This window comes from Candidatus Nanosynbacter sp. TM7-008, assembly GCF_022828245.2.
GTDB lineage: Bacteria > Patescibacteriota > Saccharimonadia > Saccharimonadales > Saccharimonadaceae > Nanosynbacter.
The window spans coordinates 711,808-727,700 of the sequence record NZ_CP157587.1 but is presented as its reverse complement, the minus strand read 5'-3'; the positions used below and the strand labels follow the sequence as shown (position 1 = coordinate 727,700).

The window sequence follows — 15,893 nt, the reverse complement described above, 5'->3', positions numbered from 1 at the left end:
GAAAATTACTCCCTCAAATCCTGTTAACTATCTTTACTATAGCAAATAAGGGGAGTTTTCCACAAGTATAAACGGAGTAGAAAGGTTACTATTCAAAACAGGGGTGGAGTTTTCCACAATTAAAATTCTCATCTGTTAAAACTGTGGAAAAATATACGTCGATAGTGGAAAAGTCATTGTCGACTTGCAAAAAGTACTGAAAAAATATATACTATTTGTTGATATGCCAAAGCGAACATTTCAACCACACACCCGACACCGTGCAAAGACGCATGGTTTTAGGGCACGAGTTTCTACCAAGGCTGGTAGGCTGGTTTTGAAGCGCCGCCGCCTAAAGGGTCGCGCTAAAATTGCTATTTAATTTTAATAGCTAAAAATTATCCCGTCGATGAAGGCGGGATTTTTTGATATAATTGTAAAATATGTTACAACAGTGTAATCGGTTTCACGGCCATGGCAGTCTTAAGTTTGTCTATAAAAATGGACAGGCGGTTCGTTCGTCTATAGCCACGATAAAATATGTGAAAAATCCGTATCGAAATCACAGTAGGTTTGCGGTCGTTGTTAGTAAAAAAGTTCTAAAATCAGCAGTGCGTCGGAATCGTATACGTCGACGTGTTTATGAAATTATTCGCCTGGAGCTGCCTAATATGAAAAATGATCAAGACGTGGCTGTTATTATATTTTCGGCGGAAGTTTTATCGATGCCGCATAAAGACTTGAAGCAGACGATAAAGAATCTTTTCTCTCAAGCTCAACTGTATAAATAGACGCTTTTTTGCTATAATTAAGACATGAGTTTTTTTGATGAGTTTATTGTTCGACCGATTTTAAATTTGCTAATGGCTATTTATAGTCTGATTCCGAATTTTGGTGTTAGCGTCATTATCTTTACGATTATTGTAAGACTTTTACTTTGGCCGCTAATTAAGAAGCAGCTTCATCAAGCAAAGGCAATGCGTAAAATGCAGCCAGAGCTGGTGAAGATCAAAAAACAGTACGCAAAAAATCCACAAATGCGTAACCTAGCGATGGTGGAGCTTTATAAAAAACACAACGTCAGTGCCTTTGGTTCAATTGGCGTTATGATTATTCAGTTGCCAATTTTGATTGCGATGTATCGAGTGGTGCAGATTTTCGTTTCTAGTCGCGCCGACTTAGGAAAATATGTTTATGATTTCATGAAAAATCTGCCGGTTGCTAATAATTTAGTGAATAATCCGGATCAATTTAATCAGAATTTCCTGGGAATTATAGATTTAACGCAGTACGCAATATCAAAGAATGGAATTGTTGTTGGCTTGGTTATTTTGGCGGCAGTTGCGGCATATTTGCAATATTTAACTTCAAAACAATTGTCGCCCCAATCCGACAGTAATCGTAAATTGCGTGACATTTTAGCTGAGGCTGGCGATGGAAAAGAGGCAGATCAGGCAGAAGTAAATGCCATTATGACACGAAAAATGATGAAATTTATGCCAGTAATGATGTTCTTCGTGATTGTATATTTGCCGGCGGCTTTGGCGCTTTATTTGACGACAGCTAGCGCCGTGGGATATCTCCAGAACTATATCATCTTCAAGCAAGACTCTAAAGAAATGCAAGAAATTGCAGATAAAAAATCATCTCAAAAATCTAAAGCATCGACAAAAATCGACAAACGTGTTAAAAAGGCTACAGAGGCAAGGATAACTCGGATCAAGGCTAAGGATTAAGGAGGATTTATGGACCAAATTGAAACGGTTGAATTTGTAAAAAAATATTTAGAGGATTTGCTAACGTTCTTTGACTTGAATCTGGAAGTTTCAGTAAAAATCGAAGATGGAATTGTTGTGGCTTCAATTCCGCATAGCGAGCGAAGTAGTATTTTAATCGGCAGAAATGCGGAAACATTGCGTAGTATTCAGAATCTTTTGTCGACAGCTCTTCATCATAAAGAAGCGTCAACCGTTCGGGTGAATTTGGATATTGCGGACTATAAAAAGCAGCACGCTGAAAAAATTGCCGAAAAGGCGCGCGGCTGGATTGAGGAAGTTCGACGAACCGGTGAATCAAAGGTGGTGGATTTGAATGCTGCTGATCGCTGGACAGTGCATCACTTGGCTGGTGAATATAGCGATATTGATACGCATTCTGAAGGTGAAGGTCGCGAACGACGGCTGATTATTAGTCAGAAGAGTTCTTAGTGTCTTTAAAGACTATCCTGGAGTATAGAACGTAATTCCAAACGAGGCTGACTACCGTGGCGGCTAGCTTGCTGATTAATAGAGCGAGTGATTTATTTAGTCCGAAGTTTATAAATATCGGTGTAATAATAGCGATAATAATTGTCTGAATTACCCATAAACCAAACAATGTAACTGCGGCGAATAAAAGAAATTGTTTTTTCAAGTTTTGGGATGTTGACTTGAAAGTATATTTTTTATTTGCAAAAAATGAGAACAAAAAGGCAACGAATGTTGATATAAAATTAGCAAACTCTTTTGGGATATTTAAAAAGATTGTTAGACTAAAAAGTATGCCAAAATCTAGTACCGTATTAGTACTGCCAACGATAAGAAATCTTAATTTATCGGCGTGTTTTTTTAATATTTCCTGCATGATACTCCTCTATTAAATATAATGGTCTGTTTTTTGTCTCAATAAATATCCGTCCTACATATTCGCCAATTATGCCCAGAGACAGTAACTGAACTCCTCCGAGGAATAGGATGACTGCCATTAAGGAAGAATAGCCAGCTCCGGTGGAAACTCCGAACAAAGGGCGAACTAAAAGATATATAATCCAGACAAAAGCAATAAACGAAACAATGAATCCAAAAATAGTTGCCATGCGTAGCGGTGCGGTAGTAAAGCTGGTAATTCCGTCGATTGCTAAGTTAAGCAGTTTCCGGTAATTCCATTTGGTTTGACCAGCTAACCTGGGGTCGCGATTATAAAATATCTCTTTTTTCTTATAGCCAATCCAGCTGAAAATTGCCTTTGTATTGCGCTGAGATTCACGGAATTTTTGCAAAGCCTCAATGCATCGGCGGTCCAGTAAGCGAAAATCTCCAGTGTCGACCTGAATGGGGATGTTGGTCGATTTCTGCAATATTCTGTAATACCATTGGCTGGTTTTTTTCTTCAGCCAGGTTTCGCCTTGTCGGTTGTTGCGGCGAGCATAAACGTCATCGTAACCATCTTCCCAATACGAAATCATTTCCTGGATGAGCTCTGGCGGGTCTTGTAAATCTGCATCAATAATCACCAGAGCATCACTTTTTACGTGGTCAATTCCAGCTATCATCGCAATTTCCTTACCGAAGTTTCGCGATAGATTTATATAGCTAATTCGAGAATCTTTTTTTGATTGCTCGGCTATGATTGAAAAAGATTTGTCGGTGCTGCCGTCGTTTATAAAGAGAAATTCAAATTGATAATTGGGCGTGTTTTTTGTAAATTCGTCCAAGCGCTTAAATAATTGTGGTAAAACGGATTCTTCGTTGTAGACGGGGACGAGGAGAGTGATGGTTTTCATAGTATTAATATATTATTTTATTCTGAAAAAATGCTTAAATTTTAATAAACCAGTTTGATTTGGTAGCGGTCCATCGTGGATAATATTACGAATATAGTCGACGGAAACCTTACGATTTTTTTGGATATGAAGACGTTTTTTATAAGCTGCTGGTTTGTGAATAATTGATGCTAAAGCACCCTTGAATGCAGACCAACCGTTGCCGTGACGAATTGCGCTGGCAAAAATCAACCAATATGTCAGCAAAAATCGTACACCAATATACCAAAATAATTTACCCGGAACATTTTTAATGAAGACTAATGGTAAGTTTTTGAAAGTATTATAAACAGCTAATCCGGGGACTTTTTTACTACTAGCGCCAACTTTATGATAAGCGATAGCCTTGGGTGTGAAGCGAATTTTCCAGCCGGCTAATTGCGCTCGGAAGCTTAAGTCGACATCTTCATAATACATGAAGAAATCTTCATCAAACATATCTATATCATCAAAGATTTTTGCACGATAAATAGCTCCGCCGCCAGTTGCACCAAATATTTCTCCAGGCTTAGTTGGTGCGTTTTTTATGGGCTCATCACGGTTTCTTGGTCCAGGAAGTCCCCACGTTGTGTAAAAATCTCCAGTTGTGTCAAGAGTCTTGCTATTGCGTCTTTGTAGAATTCCAGTAGCAATTCCGCATTCTGGGTATTTTGATAATTGATAAATGAGAGATTCGCACCAGTTTTTATCAGCGATCGCATCCGGATTAAGTACTCCAATATATTCAAAGTCGTTTTTTAGGGCGTAGATTAATCCTGTATTAATTCCTCCCGCGAATCCTAGATTGTCTGAGTTTTTGAGCAAAATAATCTTTTCTTTTTTATGTGATGATATATATTCTTCAAATACAGTAACAGAATTGTCGCTACTATTATTATCTACTATAATAATAGTAGGTTTTAAGGTTTGTTTTATTAATGAATCAACACACTCTATGGCGTCGTCGGATCCGTTCCAATTAAGAACTATAATTGCAAGTCTATTCATAATACATTAACTATTATATACTAGTATAGTGATGTGGAAGTCTTTAAATCTCTTAGATCGTCGAAATATTATACTATTGAGAGAACTTATTGTAACTGATTTTAAACTTAGATATCAGGGTTCGGTTTTAGGTTACGTATGGAGCGTATTAAAACCGTTATTCTTGTTTGCTATTTTATATGTAGTTTTTGTTCACATACTACGCTTAGATAGAGGAATACCGCATTTTCCTGTGACTATGTTATTAGGTATTGTTTTATGGTCGTTTTTTACAGAGGCAACAAGCAATGGTCTGGGGTCTATAGTAAATAGAGGAGACTTAATCAGAAAATTAAATTTTCCAAAATATATAATTGTAATTTCAGGAACGGTTTCGTCATTGATTAATTTATTTATTAATCTTGGTGTAGTTTTAATATTTATTCTACTGAATGGCGTAAGTCTTTCTTGGACTGCACTATTAATAGTGCCGCTTATTATTGAATTATACATATTTTCATTAGGTATAGCTTTATTGCTGTCTGTATTTAATGTAAAGTATCGTGATACTAGTTATATATGGGAAATATTTTTACAAGCAGCTTTTTATGCAGCTCCAATTATTTATCCAATACAGATGGCCTTGGAGCGTAGTCGTGTAGCTGCAGAATTGTTATTTATGAACCCAGTTACACAGATAATCCAAGATGCAAGGTATGCCTTGATAAATCAAGACGGGTCAATTATTAGATCTACCGATTTAATACATGACTGGCGTATTATTTTTCCATGGATAGTGATCATTGTTACGGTAATACTGGGAGTTTATTGTTTTTCTAAGAGATCACGATATTTTGCGGAGGATATTTAATAATGGCAAAAAATAATGCGGTTGAAATTGTTAACGTAACCAAGACATTTAAAATTCCAATTGAAGCAGTAACAATGCTAAAACAGAAAGTAGTAGGATTTTTACTAAGAAAAAAAGGATATAGAGATTTTACACCGTTAAAAGAAATATCTTTTAATATAAAGGAAGGTGATTTCTTTGGGATAGTTGGAAAAAATGGATCTGGTAAAAGTACTCTATTAAAATTAATAGCGGGTATTTATACACCCAATGAAGGTAGCATTCGCACGAAGGGAAAACTTGTTCCGTTTATAGAGCTTGGTGTTGGTTTTAATCCTGAGCTGTCCGGTAGGGATAATGTGTATCTAAATGGTGCTTTGTTGGGATTCAGTCGAAAAGAAGTTGACTCTATGTATGATGAAATTGTCGAATTTGCTGAGATGCGTGATTTCATGGAGGAAAAGTTGAAGAATTATTCGAGCGGTATGCAAGTACGTCTAGCATTTTCGATTGCCATAAAAGCTAAAGGCGATATTTTAATGCTTGATGAAGTTTTGGCGGTTGGAGATGAAGCTTTTCAGAAAAAATGTTATGCATATTTTGATAAATTAAAACGCGAAAAAAAGACCGTAATACTTGTGACTCATGATATGGGCGCCGTGGAACGTTTTTGTAATAAGGCGGTATTACTTGAGGATGGTAAAATAAAGATGCAAGGTAAACCTCATATGGTTGCTGCTGCGTATAGTATTAGCAATGAGCTAGAGCATGCTAAGACCCATAAATTTGACCGTACGTCTGCGCCTTTTGATGTAAGCATATATAATAGCAAAGGTATCGAAAGTAGTTCTTTTGAATATAATGAATCTATTACCATAAAGCTATCCTGGAAACAAAAGGGAGTTAAAAACGTTGGAGTTGCTATATTCAGAGAAAATGGAGAATATGTATTTGGTCCTAATACATATCAAGATAAATATAGTATTAAGAATGAGAATAGAGCAGAATATATAGTCAAACTAAATCTTAACGAGGGTGATTATTTTATAAAAGCTGGATTAACTGGAGCAAGAGACATAGATACAATATCTTTTATAGAAGAGGGGCCTCATTTTTCAGTTCAGCGAGATTACGATGGTGGTCGTTGGGGTGGTGTAACCAAGCTAGATCATAAATGGAAGTAAATATGCTACAGAACCTTAAAAATAAGATAAAAGGCAAAAAGTCTATTTATACGTTCTTATTGACATTACTGTATCCGTATAGGAAATATCTCGATTTAAGGCAGAGAAAAATATACGAAGCATGGAATCGTAAAAATGAAAATATTGTTAATAATGAGAAAATGCGAAATAACCCGCTCATATCTATTATCGTTCCTACGTATAATACGCCGATAGAATATTTAAGAGATATGATACAGTCAGTAGAGAATCAATCATATACGAATTGGGAACTGATTATCGTAGACGACGCATCTCCTAATAGTGATGTAAGGGATGAAATAAGTAATATATCGAAAGATAATATAAAAATAAAGAGTTTTTTTCTTAAAAAAAATCGGCATATTGCTGGGGCAACAAATTATGGTATTGAGAAAGCCAAGGGTGAATATGTAGGACTGCTAGACCATGATGATATGTTGCATAAAGACGCTTTGTTGTCTGTCGTAGAGAAAATAAACGAAGTATCAGGCGTAAAATTCTTATATACAGATGAGATCAAGCTCGACGAAAACGGAAGACAGTATCAACCATTTTTTAAGCCTGATTGGAATAGTGATTTTTTACGTTCCATAAATTATATTACACATTTTGCAGTAATACAAAGAGAGTTCTTAATAAAATTAAAGTGTGAGGATGGTAATTATAATGGAACTCAGGATTGGGAATTATTTTTAAGAATAACGAGAAATTTGCAACCAAATCATATTGTGCATATTCCGAAAATATTATATTATTGGCGTGTTCATAAAAATTCTACAGCAATGGACTTGGACGCCAAACCATATGTTGTTGAAGCTCAAAAGAAAGCTCTAGAAGATGACGTTAGGCTGCGCAAGGTGAAGGCTAGAGTAATTCGAGATCCAATGTATGGTGCGCAGTGGTATTTACAGTATTGTACACATAAAGGCATTAGTCTAAGTAATGTACTATTTGATAACACAAAAAATATTGGCGATATTTTAGATAAAGAACTTTCTGATATAGTAATATTTTCGGAAAAACCAATAAATTGCATAAATTTTAGAGATGCAATGGGCGATGTTTTAAGGCGAGATATTGGTGCTGTCATTCCAAAGATAATGGACGAAGAGCAAGTAATAAATAACCTCATATCTATTTTAGATAAAAGAATAGTAGAATGTATACATATGTTAAATAGACGATCGTTTACTAGGCATATTTATTTAACATCTAAATATAATCTTGGTGAAGCGTACGCTCCTATTATATTTGTAGAGAGAAAAAAGCTTAATCTAATTGACAGATCAACAAGAATGGATAGTGAGTCTATAACAGCAGCGCTTTGCAGCAAAGAGATGAGAACGTTATATAATCCATATATAATAATAGGAGAAAAAAGATGATTCGAAGAATTAATAATCTTATAAAGAAGAGTACTCTTATAATTAAAGATGATGGTGCTCTGCGCTTTGCTAAACGTGCAACAAAATATGCGTATTATAAGAAGTTTCCTGATAGAAAAAATAAAGAATACAAAGATATATTATTTATTAATGGTTGCACGCTACCTCATCCAGAAAGATATCGTGTCGCTCATCAAATTGAGCAGTTAATATCTCAAGGATTAACTGCTGATAGCGTTTTTTACGACAGGTTATCATTAGATCAATTAAAATATTATCGTGGATTTGTATTTTTTAGGTGTCCAATAACTGATACGGTACGTAATTTTATTAAACAAGCTAATTATTTTAATAAAACATGCTTTTTTGATATAGATGATTTGGTAATTGACCAAAAATATACCGACTCAATTGAGTATGTTCAGAAAATGAGCGATGAAGATAAACGGCTATATAATGACGGTGTCAATAGGATGCGTGAGACTCTAACTTTATGCAGTCATGCAATCACAACAACAACTCAACTACAAGAAGAGCTACAAAAATATATTAAGGGTCAAGTGTTAATAAATCGTAACGTGGCTTCTGATGAAATGATTAGTAGGTCTAATGCGGCTATTAAGGCGGTAAATAAAAATGAAGACAAGGTGATTATTGGGTATTTTAGTGGCAGTATTACTCATAATGAAGATTTTGATCTTGTAATACCGAGTCTCATAAAAATATTTGATAAATATCCACACGTATATCTCAAGATAGCTGGCATTCTTGATGTACCTGATACACTTGAGTCATATAAGGATAGGATTATTACATCAGGATTTGTTGATTGGCGTGAACTACCAATGGTCATGGCTGAATGCAGTATAGCTTTAGCTCCTCTTGTTGATACGATATTTAATCGAGCTAAATCAGAGAATAAATGGATTGAAGCCGCGCTTGTAAAAGTTCCTATTATAGCTAGCGAAATTGGTGCTTTTTCAGAAAAAGTCCAAGATGGTTCTACGGGAATATTGGTAAAAAATACTGACAAAGAATGGTTTAAGGCTATGGATTTGCTTGTGTCAGACAAAAGCCTACGTGATTCTATTTCCAATAGGGCTTATAATGAGGTGACTCGTAATTGTTCTACGGTATATACTGGATATAATATAGCATCATTTATCCGAGAACGGCTGTCTAGAAATATAGGTTTCGTTTTACCATCAACAGATATATCAGGAGGAGTAATTGTAGCCTTGAAGCATGCGGATGTATTACGCTCTCATGGATGGGATGTAACTTTGATTGATGCTGTCAGTAAACATAATTTGAAAATAGCCAAGAAGAGTTATAAATATAGATATGAGCTACCAGGTTTTAATATTATTATTGCTCATAAGACAAAAATTAAAGCATTTTTTGATACACAAGTAGCTACTTTATGGTCGACCGTTGACGTAATCAAAAAACAAGCAAACGTTCGTAATCGACTGTATTTTGTACAGAATTTTGAAACAGATTTTTATGAGCCAGGAACTGGAGAGCCGCGATTTTTAGCAAATGCCTCTTATTGCGATCAATCTGGAGTACAATATATAACCATGTCTTTATGGTGTCAGCGGTGGCTAAAAGATATTTTTCATAAGGAATCCAGATATGTTTCTAACGGCATCGATATAAGTTTATACCCATATCGTGAGCGCGATTTTACCGGAAAAATAAAAATATTAGTTGAGGGCGATAGCAAAAGCGAATACAAAAATACAGATGAGGCTTTTCGTATTATTAATAAACTTGATCCTGAAAAGTTTGAAATATCTTATTTATCATATCGTAAAGAGCCAAAAGACTGGTATAGAGTCGATAGGTTTTATAATAGAATATCTCCAGAAAAAGTTGGAGAAGTATATGCTAGCTGCGACATCTTAATAAAAACAAGTATTCTTGAGAGTTTTTCATATCCACCTCTTGAAATGATGGCTACGGGTGGCGTATCTGTAGTGGTTCCAAATGGAGGAAATGTTGAATATCTAAAGGATGGATATAATTGCCTATTCTATAAACAGGGTGATATTGAAGAGGGGGTTGCTGCAGTTAAAAAGATAATAGATGATAAAGAATTGCGCGATAAGCTTATAAAAAATGGGCTTAAAACAGCTCGAGATTATCAATGGAGTAACCTCGAGCAGCAAATAATAGATATATATAGTTAAATATATATTATTTTTCGACAAGTTTTATTCTGATAGCTTCTATATGTGACTCAGGTTTATCTCCCGCTATCTCGCCATTCTTTTTCCATTCTTGCCATCCAATCCAGGATAAGTGAACTTGGTAATATACATCATATACACTAGAGTCATTTTCATCCAGAGATAATTTTATGCCGTTCAGAGGTTTGGTTTGACCTGTCGTTCCGCAGATTTGTTTGTCGGATGTCATTGGCGTTGTCGTAGACCAAGGATCATTTGATGATTTTGATGAGCAATATAATTTGATAGTACCTCCATCTGACTGGTAGATAGACTTAGATATACGTATCGCTTCTACTGAAAGTGATCTTCCTGTGGTGCCAGAGATTGAATTTTGACCAACGTCTTTGGTCCAACCAACGTAGCTTACATGAGTAGCATAGTTAAGTTCGTAAATATCTGGAATTGGGGTGTTTCCTGGGTTGTAAAATGCTCCGCCAGGTAAGACTAGAGAATTCTTCGGAGATACACGAATCTGTATAGCTTCTATATATCTAGATGCGCCTGTAGATCCAGCTGGCATGCCATTTTTAGCCCAACCCATCCAACCTGCATGCTGTGAGTATACTCTATACCAAATGTCATATTTTTTTGCCAATTCTCCGGTCAACATGAAGCGAATTGCTTCGATTGATTTAAATTGACCCGTTGTGCCTGATATTTCATTGGCGTTTTTCCATCCTTGCCACCCAATCCAAGAAACGTGAGAGGAATACTGTAAACTTCCGGCTACTCCAGTTTTATTTGTTACAGAAGCCTTAACTGCTTCAATTGGATGATTCTGACCCACTGTGCCGCTAATCATTTCATCAGTGACGGCTGGCTGCCATCCAACCATGCCTACATGAGAACTGATAGAGACAGATAGTGGTGCGGGATCTTCTTTCGAACTAATATCTCTGAATGGTTGTCCTGATTCTTCTGGACCGTTTGAGCCTTTATTAACGAGTCTGATTTCTATAGCCTCTATATTATTTCCTTGGCCACCAGTTACACCAGCTGGCATGCCATTTTTAGCCCAACCCATCCAACCAACGTAGCTCACATGAACTCGGTAATAGATGTCATATTTAGAAACTAATGATCCTGTTGGCTGTATTTTGATTGCCTGAATAGGGCGATTAAGTTCTGTCGTTCCTGACTGCATGCCGCCATAAACAGTTGGTTGCCATCCACGCTCCTCGCTGTATGAAGAATATGCAACGTCGCCATCTATGCTGAAAGCTTGCATGGATTTACTTTGACCAGTAAAGCCTGTTATGCCTTTGTTGTGCACTAGTCCTGTCCATCCGTAATAGCTGATGTGTGATTTAAAACTAATTAACGGAGTGCTATATTGTGTTGATCCGAACCAGTCGCTCCATACTCTCCAAAAGTTTCGGTTGCCGTAAGAACTACACCCATCACCTAAGCCATACATATTGTTTAATGCGGCTTGATTTGGTTGATACGGTGTATATGTATATAAAGCAGCGGTTGCTTTACTGGATATATACACATTACCAGCACCGCATCCTTTTTGGACTACATTCCATAATATGGAGTTGGTAGCAAAAGGTTTTTTGTATGTCCACCACGGTTTTTCCATATTGTCAATATACCAACGCATGAGCTGAGCTCCGGATTCAACCTGCATAGAGAATCCTGCATAATTACGGTCACAGCTAGCGCTACCACCGGGGCCGCTATCTGGACAGTGAGACCCCATGGCATATGTATATTGACTTTGTAGTGGCCAATTATCGGTTGTTAGCGGTCCGGCTGATTCAGTTGCAATTTTAACTAATATCACTTTTGGGCTTAAATTGTTGCGTTTTGCAGCATCATAAATTATTTGTGCAGCGCTGACGGCTCCTGAGGGAATTGAGCCACTAAAATTATTAGCAGGAATGTAATCTCCTGGAGTGTATTTAGGAACTTCATAATAATCCTTGAGGCAAACGTAAGGCGGTCCAGCCCATCCGCGAGAGGCTGCATACTGAGCACGAGTAATATCTCCTCTTCCTCTTTCCGTAGCGCGACCGGTTCCATATGTATCGCAATTTGGGTTTATATTATTAAGAAACGTTTGTATATCAGCGACAGTCATGTCGTTAGAGTTAGTAAAAACAAAATCGTCAACAATATTTCCTGCGCGCCAATCATTGGCGGTTACTGCTTCTGACCTATTGGTGAAAAATAGCAGGCCGCAAAGACTAATTATGGTGACAATAGCTATAGACGCAAAAAATTTATTCTTTGTCATTAAAATTCCCTCACCATAGTTTTAGTTATAGGTTTACCGTTTAATGGTGTTACTGATATAGATATATTCCATTGACCATTTCCTACGGATGATATAGGAACCGAAAATCCAGCACAAGTAGAATATTCTGGCTGATAGATAATAGGGGCTTCTTGAGTATTTTTCTTGCCGTTAGAAGCTACCGTTAGGGAACATTTACCTTGAGAATAGCCATGCTCCTTTAATTTTATAATGATAACTGCGTTGTCACCGTCTTTATTAGTTGAAAGTTCTATTGATGAGTTGTCTGTTGGAACTGGAGCTGGTTTACTTTTTTCTACAGAATTATCACTATCATCTTTTGGCGTATTTAAGAAGGTTTCTTTATTGTTTTGATTAGTATCCTTTTCAGATTTCTTTTCTTCAACAGTAGGTTCTTTGCCTATGTTAGGTGCAGTATTTTGTGGAAAGATTGAAATAATGCCAAACTTATCAAGAGCAAAAATAATCAGGCAAACCACAGCGATGATTATTATGATCGTTGCTAATATTTGTTTTTTTGAGAGTCTTTTCTTTGTAATTTTCATATTTATGCTATTTTAACACAAATAAGCATAACCGACAAATAAATTTATTTGTATGTCCACACTGTCTCAAAAATATAGAAACTAAGTATTAAGGCTAATCCAAAGAACATAATTAAATTAAATACTTTTTCATTCTTAGTTCTCACATTAATATACTTTTGTAGCCACAGCCCTACCGGTACTAACATAACTGCTGTTGCTGTGAAATATCTACCTTGCACACCGTCCGCATAATAAGCACCTTCACCAAATCTAAATGGAAGCAATGCCCACGCTGTATACATAGCATATGACACCGCACAAACAAACATTCCAATTGTTACCAAATTATACACTGCCAACTTACCAGTCTGCTCTCCTAATAACTCCTGGTCTTTTTTATTGTAGTGAAGGAGAGAGAGGAAGAGGAGAGAAAACAGAGGAATAAGTATAAACAGCGGTAAGTGGTATTTGAACGATGAAAAGTCGCCAACACTACCGCGTAGCACGACATCTGTATATCCAATAGTTGGGCTGATGTATGTATTAAACAATATAGCAATAAACTTTAATGGATTACTATGTAGAGGGTTGTGCGCTGCTCCGGTAGTGATCAGAGGCTGACCATATATTTTTTGCCAAATTAGTATACTGATAATCGCAATAGCGCCAATAGACGTAAGTATAATCCACTTCTGAATATTAAAAGGAATCTTCTTATTTTTATTAGGAGAAAATAGGTGTTTTGGTAGGAATATTAAAGGGAAGAGCAAAAGCGCATTTATAGACTTTGTTAAAGTAAGAACCATTCCTATAAATAGAAGAGTCGCTATTTGTTTATTTGATATTTTATCTTTCTGAGTAAATAGGTTTATTATTAAGGCGGTAATTGTAAAAACGGCTACATTTGTTACACAATCACTAGATAGTGAAGATGCCATATGGACCATTAAAGGTATTAATCCGATTGTCACAAATGCCCATTTACCAACACGCACCCATTTGATAATGAAGTAGATAGCTATTGAGTAGAATAGCGCATTGGCAATTCGACCGAATAAGATAGTTAGACCTGTAGACCCATTAAATAAACTTGCTATACCGATGCCGATAGCTTGAGGTAAGTGCATAATTGGCGGATAACCAGATGCGCTACTGCATTTATCAATATTAAGAGAGCTACGATCTATAGGTTTTGAGTAGTCTGATGAAAAATTCCCTTCATAAACTGAACCAGCTCTTTTTGCTACATCTTTAGGAAGCGTACATCGTGATCCAGACTCTACACGACCTTGAGATATTCCATAAGCACGTAGATAATGCATATTTTCATCGCTGACTGACAATTGCGGAACTAATATTGCAGATAATACTCCAAAGAATAAAGACAACGATATAAAAACATTCTCAGGCTTTTTAATAAATGATAAGAAATAGGACCAATATTTTTTCATAACTGTTTTTATTCTAACACATTGTTACTGGATATTATTTAAAACGCCACACTGTCTCAAAAATATAGAAACTAAGTATTAAGGCTAATCCAAAGAACATAATTAAATTAAATACTTTTTCATTCTTAGTTCTCACATTAATATACTTTTGTAGCCACAGCCCTACCGGTACTAACATAACTGCTGTTGCTGTGAAATATCTACCTTGCACACCGTCCGCATAATAAGCACCTTCACCAAATCTAAATGGAAGCAATGCCCACGCTGTATACATAGCATATGACACCGCACAAACAAACATTCCAATTGTTACCAAATTATACACTGCCAACTTACCAGTCTGCTCTCCTAATAACTCCTGGTCTTTTTTATTGTAGTGAAGGAGAGAGAGGAAGAGGAGAGAAAATGAGGGTATTAAGACGAAAAGAGGAAGCCCATATTTAAAAGCAGAAAATGCACCGATTATTCCTCTGATAATATCGTCAGATACTGGTAGTCGCGGATTAATATACGTATTAAACAATATAGCAATAAGCTTAAGAGGATTACTATGCAGAGGGTTGTGTGCTGCACCAGTAGTAAGCAGAGGTTGAGTGTATATTTGGAACCATAGCATTAAACATAGTCCTGCTAATATTGAGGCGAATATAATTAGACGCCACTTTTGAACATTAAAAGGAATTTTCTTATTTTTATTAGGAGAGAACAGGTGCTTTGGTAGGAATATTAAAGGGAAGAGCAAAAGTATAGAAACTGACTTAGTTAGTATTGAGAAGCAGAATATGAAAACAACAAGCAATTGTTGGCGGCGTGTTATTGGACGTTTCTGGCTGAATAGATTTAATAGAGCAGCTACAGTGGTGAAAATTGCTATGTTTGCCATACAATCTCCCGAAAGAGAAGCTGACAAGTGTATCATTAGTGGAAATAATCCAGTTGCCACGAATGCCCATTTACCAACACGTACCCATTTGATAATGAAATACAGGGCGATAGAATAAAATATTAAATTAAATAATCTTCCGAATAAAATCGTTATTCCCAATGATCCGTGTATAGTATTTGCTATACCGATGCCGATAGCTTGAGGTAAATGCATAATTGGCGGATAACCAGTAGCGCTGCTGCATTTATGGATTTCTGTATCGTTTTTATTGATAAGTTTTTTATAGCTAGTTATAAAATTGTTAGCCTCTGCTTCCTTCACTTTTAATAAAATATCTTTAGGTAGAGAGCAGGATTTCCCTGACTCGATTCTTCCTTGAGATAATGTGTAGGAGCGCATGTAGTGATGACCCTCATCTGCAACCGATAATAAAGGTACTGTAATTGCAGATAATACTCCAAAGAATAAAGACAACGATATAAAAACATTCTCAGGCTTTTTAATAAATGATAAGAAATAGGACCAATATTTTTTCATATGCTAAGCAGATTATAAATTAGAATA

General features: G+C 36.2%; 15 protein-coding genes. 8 read left to right on the top strand and 7 right to left on the bottom strand.

All coding sequences use genetic code 11. The features are described from left to right. Positions 1-223 precede the first annotated feature (223 nt). From rpmH to LRM48_RS03930, 4 genes are all read left to right on the top strand, one after another. Positions 224-361 carry a 50S ribosomal protein L34 gene (rpmH, locus tag LRM48_RS03945; protein WP_129631950.1) on the top strand — a complete coding sequence of 46 codons (138 nt, stop codon included), beginning with the start codon at positions 224-226 and terminating at the stop codon, positions 359-361. Between the two features lie 61 nt (positions 362-422). Next, positions 423-770, top strand: a complete 348-nt coding sequence (gene rnpA / locus LRM48_RS03940) for a ribonuclease P protein component (protein WP_129631947.1) — start codon at positions 423-425, stop codon at positions 768-770. Between the two features lie 24 nt (positions 771-794). Continuing rightward, the gene (locus tag LRM48_RS03935) at positions 795-1,715 is read left to right on the top strand and encodes a YidC/Oxa1 family membrane protein insertase (RefSeq protein ID WP_243812139.1); all 921 of its coding nucleotides are present in this window, start codon (positions 795-797) and stop codon (positions 1,713-1,715) included. A gap of 9 nt (positions 1,716-1,724) precedes the next feature. Beyond that, a complete protein-coding gene (locus tag LRM48_RS03930) occupies positions 1,725-2,186 on the top strand; it encodes a protein jag (protein WP_129636891.1) in 462 nt (153 codons plus the stop codon). Here LRM48_RS03930 and LRM48_RS03925 read toward each other — a convergent pair. Genes LRM48_RS03925 through LRM48_RS03915 form a run of 3 tightly spaced genes read right to left on the bottom strand, consistent with a single transcriptional unit; the run spans position 2,167 to position 4,546 of the window. Next, positions 2,167-2,601, bottom strand: a complete 435-nt coding sequence (locus LRM48_RS03925; protein ID WP_243812140.1) for a GtrA family protein — start codon at positions 2,599-2,601, stop codon at positions 2,167-2,169. The genes LRM48_RS03930 and LRM48_RS03925 overlap by 20 nt on opposite strands. After that, entirely contained in the window at positions 2,570-3,520 is a 951-nt protein-coding gene (locus LRM48_RS03920; protein ID WP_243812141.1) for a glycosyltransferase family 2 protein, read from the bottom strand. The genes LRM48_RS03925 and LRM48_RS03920 overlap by 32 nt, the downstream gene beginning before the upstream one ends. Positions 3,521-3,532: 12 nt before the next feature. Beyond that, a complete protein-coding gene (locus LRM48_RS03915) occupies positions 3,533-4,546 on the bottom strand; it encodes a glycosyltransferase family 2 protein (RefSeq protein WP_243812142.1) in 1,014 nt (337 codons plus the stop codon). Positions 4,547-4,577: 31 nt separating this feature from the next. On the opposite strand from LRM48_RS03915, the gene LRM48_RS03910 reads away from it, so the two are divergent. Genes LRM48_RS03910 through LRM48_RS03895 form a run of 4 tightly spaced genes read left to right on the top strand, consistent with a single transcriptional unit; the run spans position 4,578 to position 10,160 of the window. Further along, on the top strand, positions 4,578-5,396 hold the full coding sequence (locus LRM48_RS03910; protein WP_232736572.1) for an ABC transporter permease: 819 nt from the start codon (positions 4,578-4,580) through the stop codon (positions 5,394-5,396). A 2-nt stretch (positions 5,397-5,398) separates the two neighbouring features. Continuing rightward, positions 5,399-6,559, top strand: a complete 1,161-nt coding sequence (locus LRM48_RS03905) for an ABC transporter ATP-binding protein (RefSeq protein ID WP_243812144.1) — start codon at positions 5,399-5,401, stop codon at positions 6,557-6,559. A gap of 2 nt (positions 6,560-6,561) precedes the next feature. Then, entirely contained in the window at positions 6,562-7,965 is a 1,404-nt protein-coding gene (locus tag LRM48_RS03900) for a glycosyltransferase family 2 protein (protein ID WP_426303680.1), read from the top strand. After that, entirely contained in the window at positions 7,962-10,160 is a 2,199-nt protein-coding gene (locus tag LRM48_RS03895; protein WP_243812146.1) for a glycosyltransferase, read from the top strand. Before LRM48_RS03900 ends, LRM48_RS03895 begins: the two co-directional genes overlap by 4 nt. 7 nt (positions 10,161-10,167) lie before the next feature. On the opposite strand, the gene LRM48_RS03890 is transcribed toward LRM48_RS03895, so the two are convergent. From LRM48_RS03890 to LRM48_RS03875, 4 genes are read right to left on the bottom strand one after another with little or no spacing between them, the layout of a single operon-like run. Further along, complete coding sequence (locus tag LRM48_RS03890; protein WP_243812147.1) at positions 10,168-12,444, bottom strand: hypothetical protein; 2,277 nt, start codon at positions 12,442-12,444, stop codon at positions 10,168-10,170. Beyond that, positions 12,444-13,010, bottom strand: a complete 567-nt coding sequence (locus tag LRM48_RS03885; protein ID WP_243812148.1) for a hypothetical protein — start codon at positions 13,008-13,010, stop codon at positions 12,444-12,446. Before LRM48_RS03885 ends, LRM48_RS03890 begins: the two co-directional genes overlap by 1 nt. A 44-nt stretch (positions 13,011-13,054) precedes the next feature. Beyond that, a complete protein-coding gene (locus tag LRM48_RS03880) occupies positions 13,055-14,443 on the bottom strand; it encodes a DUF2142 domain-containing protein (protein ID WP_426303679.1) in 1,389 nt (462 codons plus the stop codon). Between the two features lie 34 nt (positions 14,444-14,477). After that, complete coding sequence (locus LRM48_RS03875) at positions 14,478-15,866, bottom strand: DUF2142 domain-containing protein (RefSeq protein ID WP_426303678.1); 1,389 nt, start codon at positions 15,864-15,866, stop codon at positions 14,478-14,480. Positions 15,867-15,893 lie beyond the last annotated feature (27 nt).

What these genes read in the sequence shown, in the direction of transcription:
- rpmH (WP_129631950.1), top strand. Translation starts at nt 224, where the DNA reads ATGCCAAAGCGAACATTTCAACCACACACCCGACACCGTGCAAAGACG.
- LRM48_RS03930 (WP_129636891.1), top strand. Translation starts at nt 1,725, where the DNA reads ATGGACCAAATTGAAACGGTTGAATTTGTAAAAAAATATTTAGAGGAT.
- LRM48_RS03905 (WP_243812144.1), top strand. Translation starts at nt 5,399, where the DNA reads ATGGCAAAAAATAATGCGGTTGAAATTGTTAACGTAACCAAGACATTT.
- LRM48_RS03890 (WP_243812147.1), bottom strand. Translation starts at nt 12,444, where the DNA reads ATGACAAAGAATAAATTTTTTGCGTCTATAGCTATTGTCACCATAATT.
- LRM48_RS03920 (WP_243812141.1), bottom strand. Translation starts at nt 3,520, where the DNA reads ATGAAAACCATCACTCTCCTCGTCCCCGTCTACAACGAAGAATCCGTT.
- LRM48_RS03895 (WP_243812146.1), top strand. Translation starts at nt 7,962, where the DNA reads ATGATTCGAAGAATTAATAATCTTATAAAGAAGAGTACTCTTATAATT.
- LRM48_RS03885 (WP_243812148.1), bottom strand. Translation starts at nt 13,010, where the DNA reads ATGAAAATTACAAAGAAAAGACTCTCAAAAAAACAAATATTAGCAACG.
- LRM48_RS03915 (WP_243812142.1), bottom strand. Translation starts at nt 4,546, where the DNA reads ATGAATAGACTTGCAATTATAGTTCTTAATTGGAACGGATCCGACGAC.
- LRM48_RS03900 (WP_426303680.1), top strand. Translation starts at nt 6,562, where the DNA reads ATGCTACAGAACCTTAAAAATAAGATAAAAGGCAAAAAGTCTATTTAT.
- rnpA (WP_129631947.1), top strand. Translation starts at nt 423, where the DNA reads ATGTTACAACAGTGTAATCGGTTTCACGGCCATGGCAGTCTTAAGTTT.
- LRM48_RS03935 (WP_243812139.1), top strand. Translation starts at nt 795, where the DNA reads ATGAGTTTTTTTGATGAGTTTATTGTTCGACCGATTTTAAATTTGCTA.
- LRM48_RS03910 (WP_232736572.1), top strand. Translation starts at nt 4,578, where the DNA reads ATGTGGAAGTCTTTAAATCTCTTAGATCGTCGAAATATTATACTATTG.
- LRM48_RS03925 (WP_243812140.1), bottom strand. Translation starts at nt 2,601, where the DNA reads ATGCAGGAAATATTAAAAAAACACGCCGATAAATTAAGATTTCTTATC.
- LRM48_RS03875 (WP_426303678.1), bottom strand. Translation starts at nt 15,866, where the DNA reads ATGAAAAAATATTGGTCCTATTTCTTATCATTTATTAAAAAGCCTGAG.
- LRM48_RS03880 (WP_426303679.1), bottom strand. Translation starts at nt 14,443, where the DNA reads ATGAAAAAATATTGGTCCTATTTCTTATCATTTATTAAAAAGCCTGAG.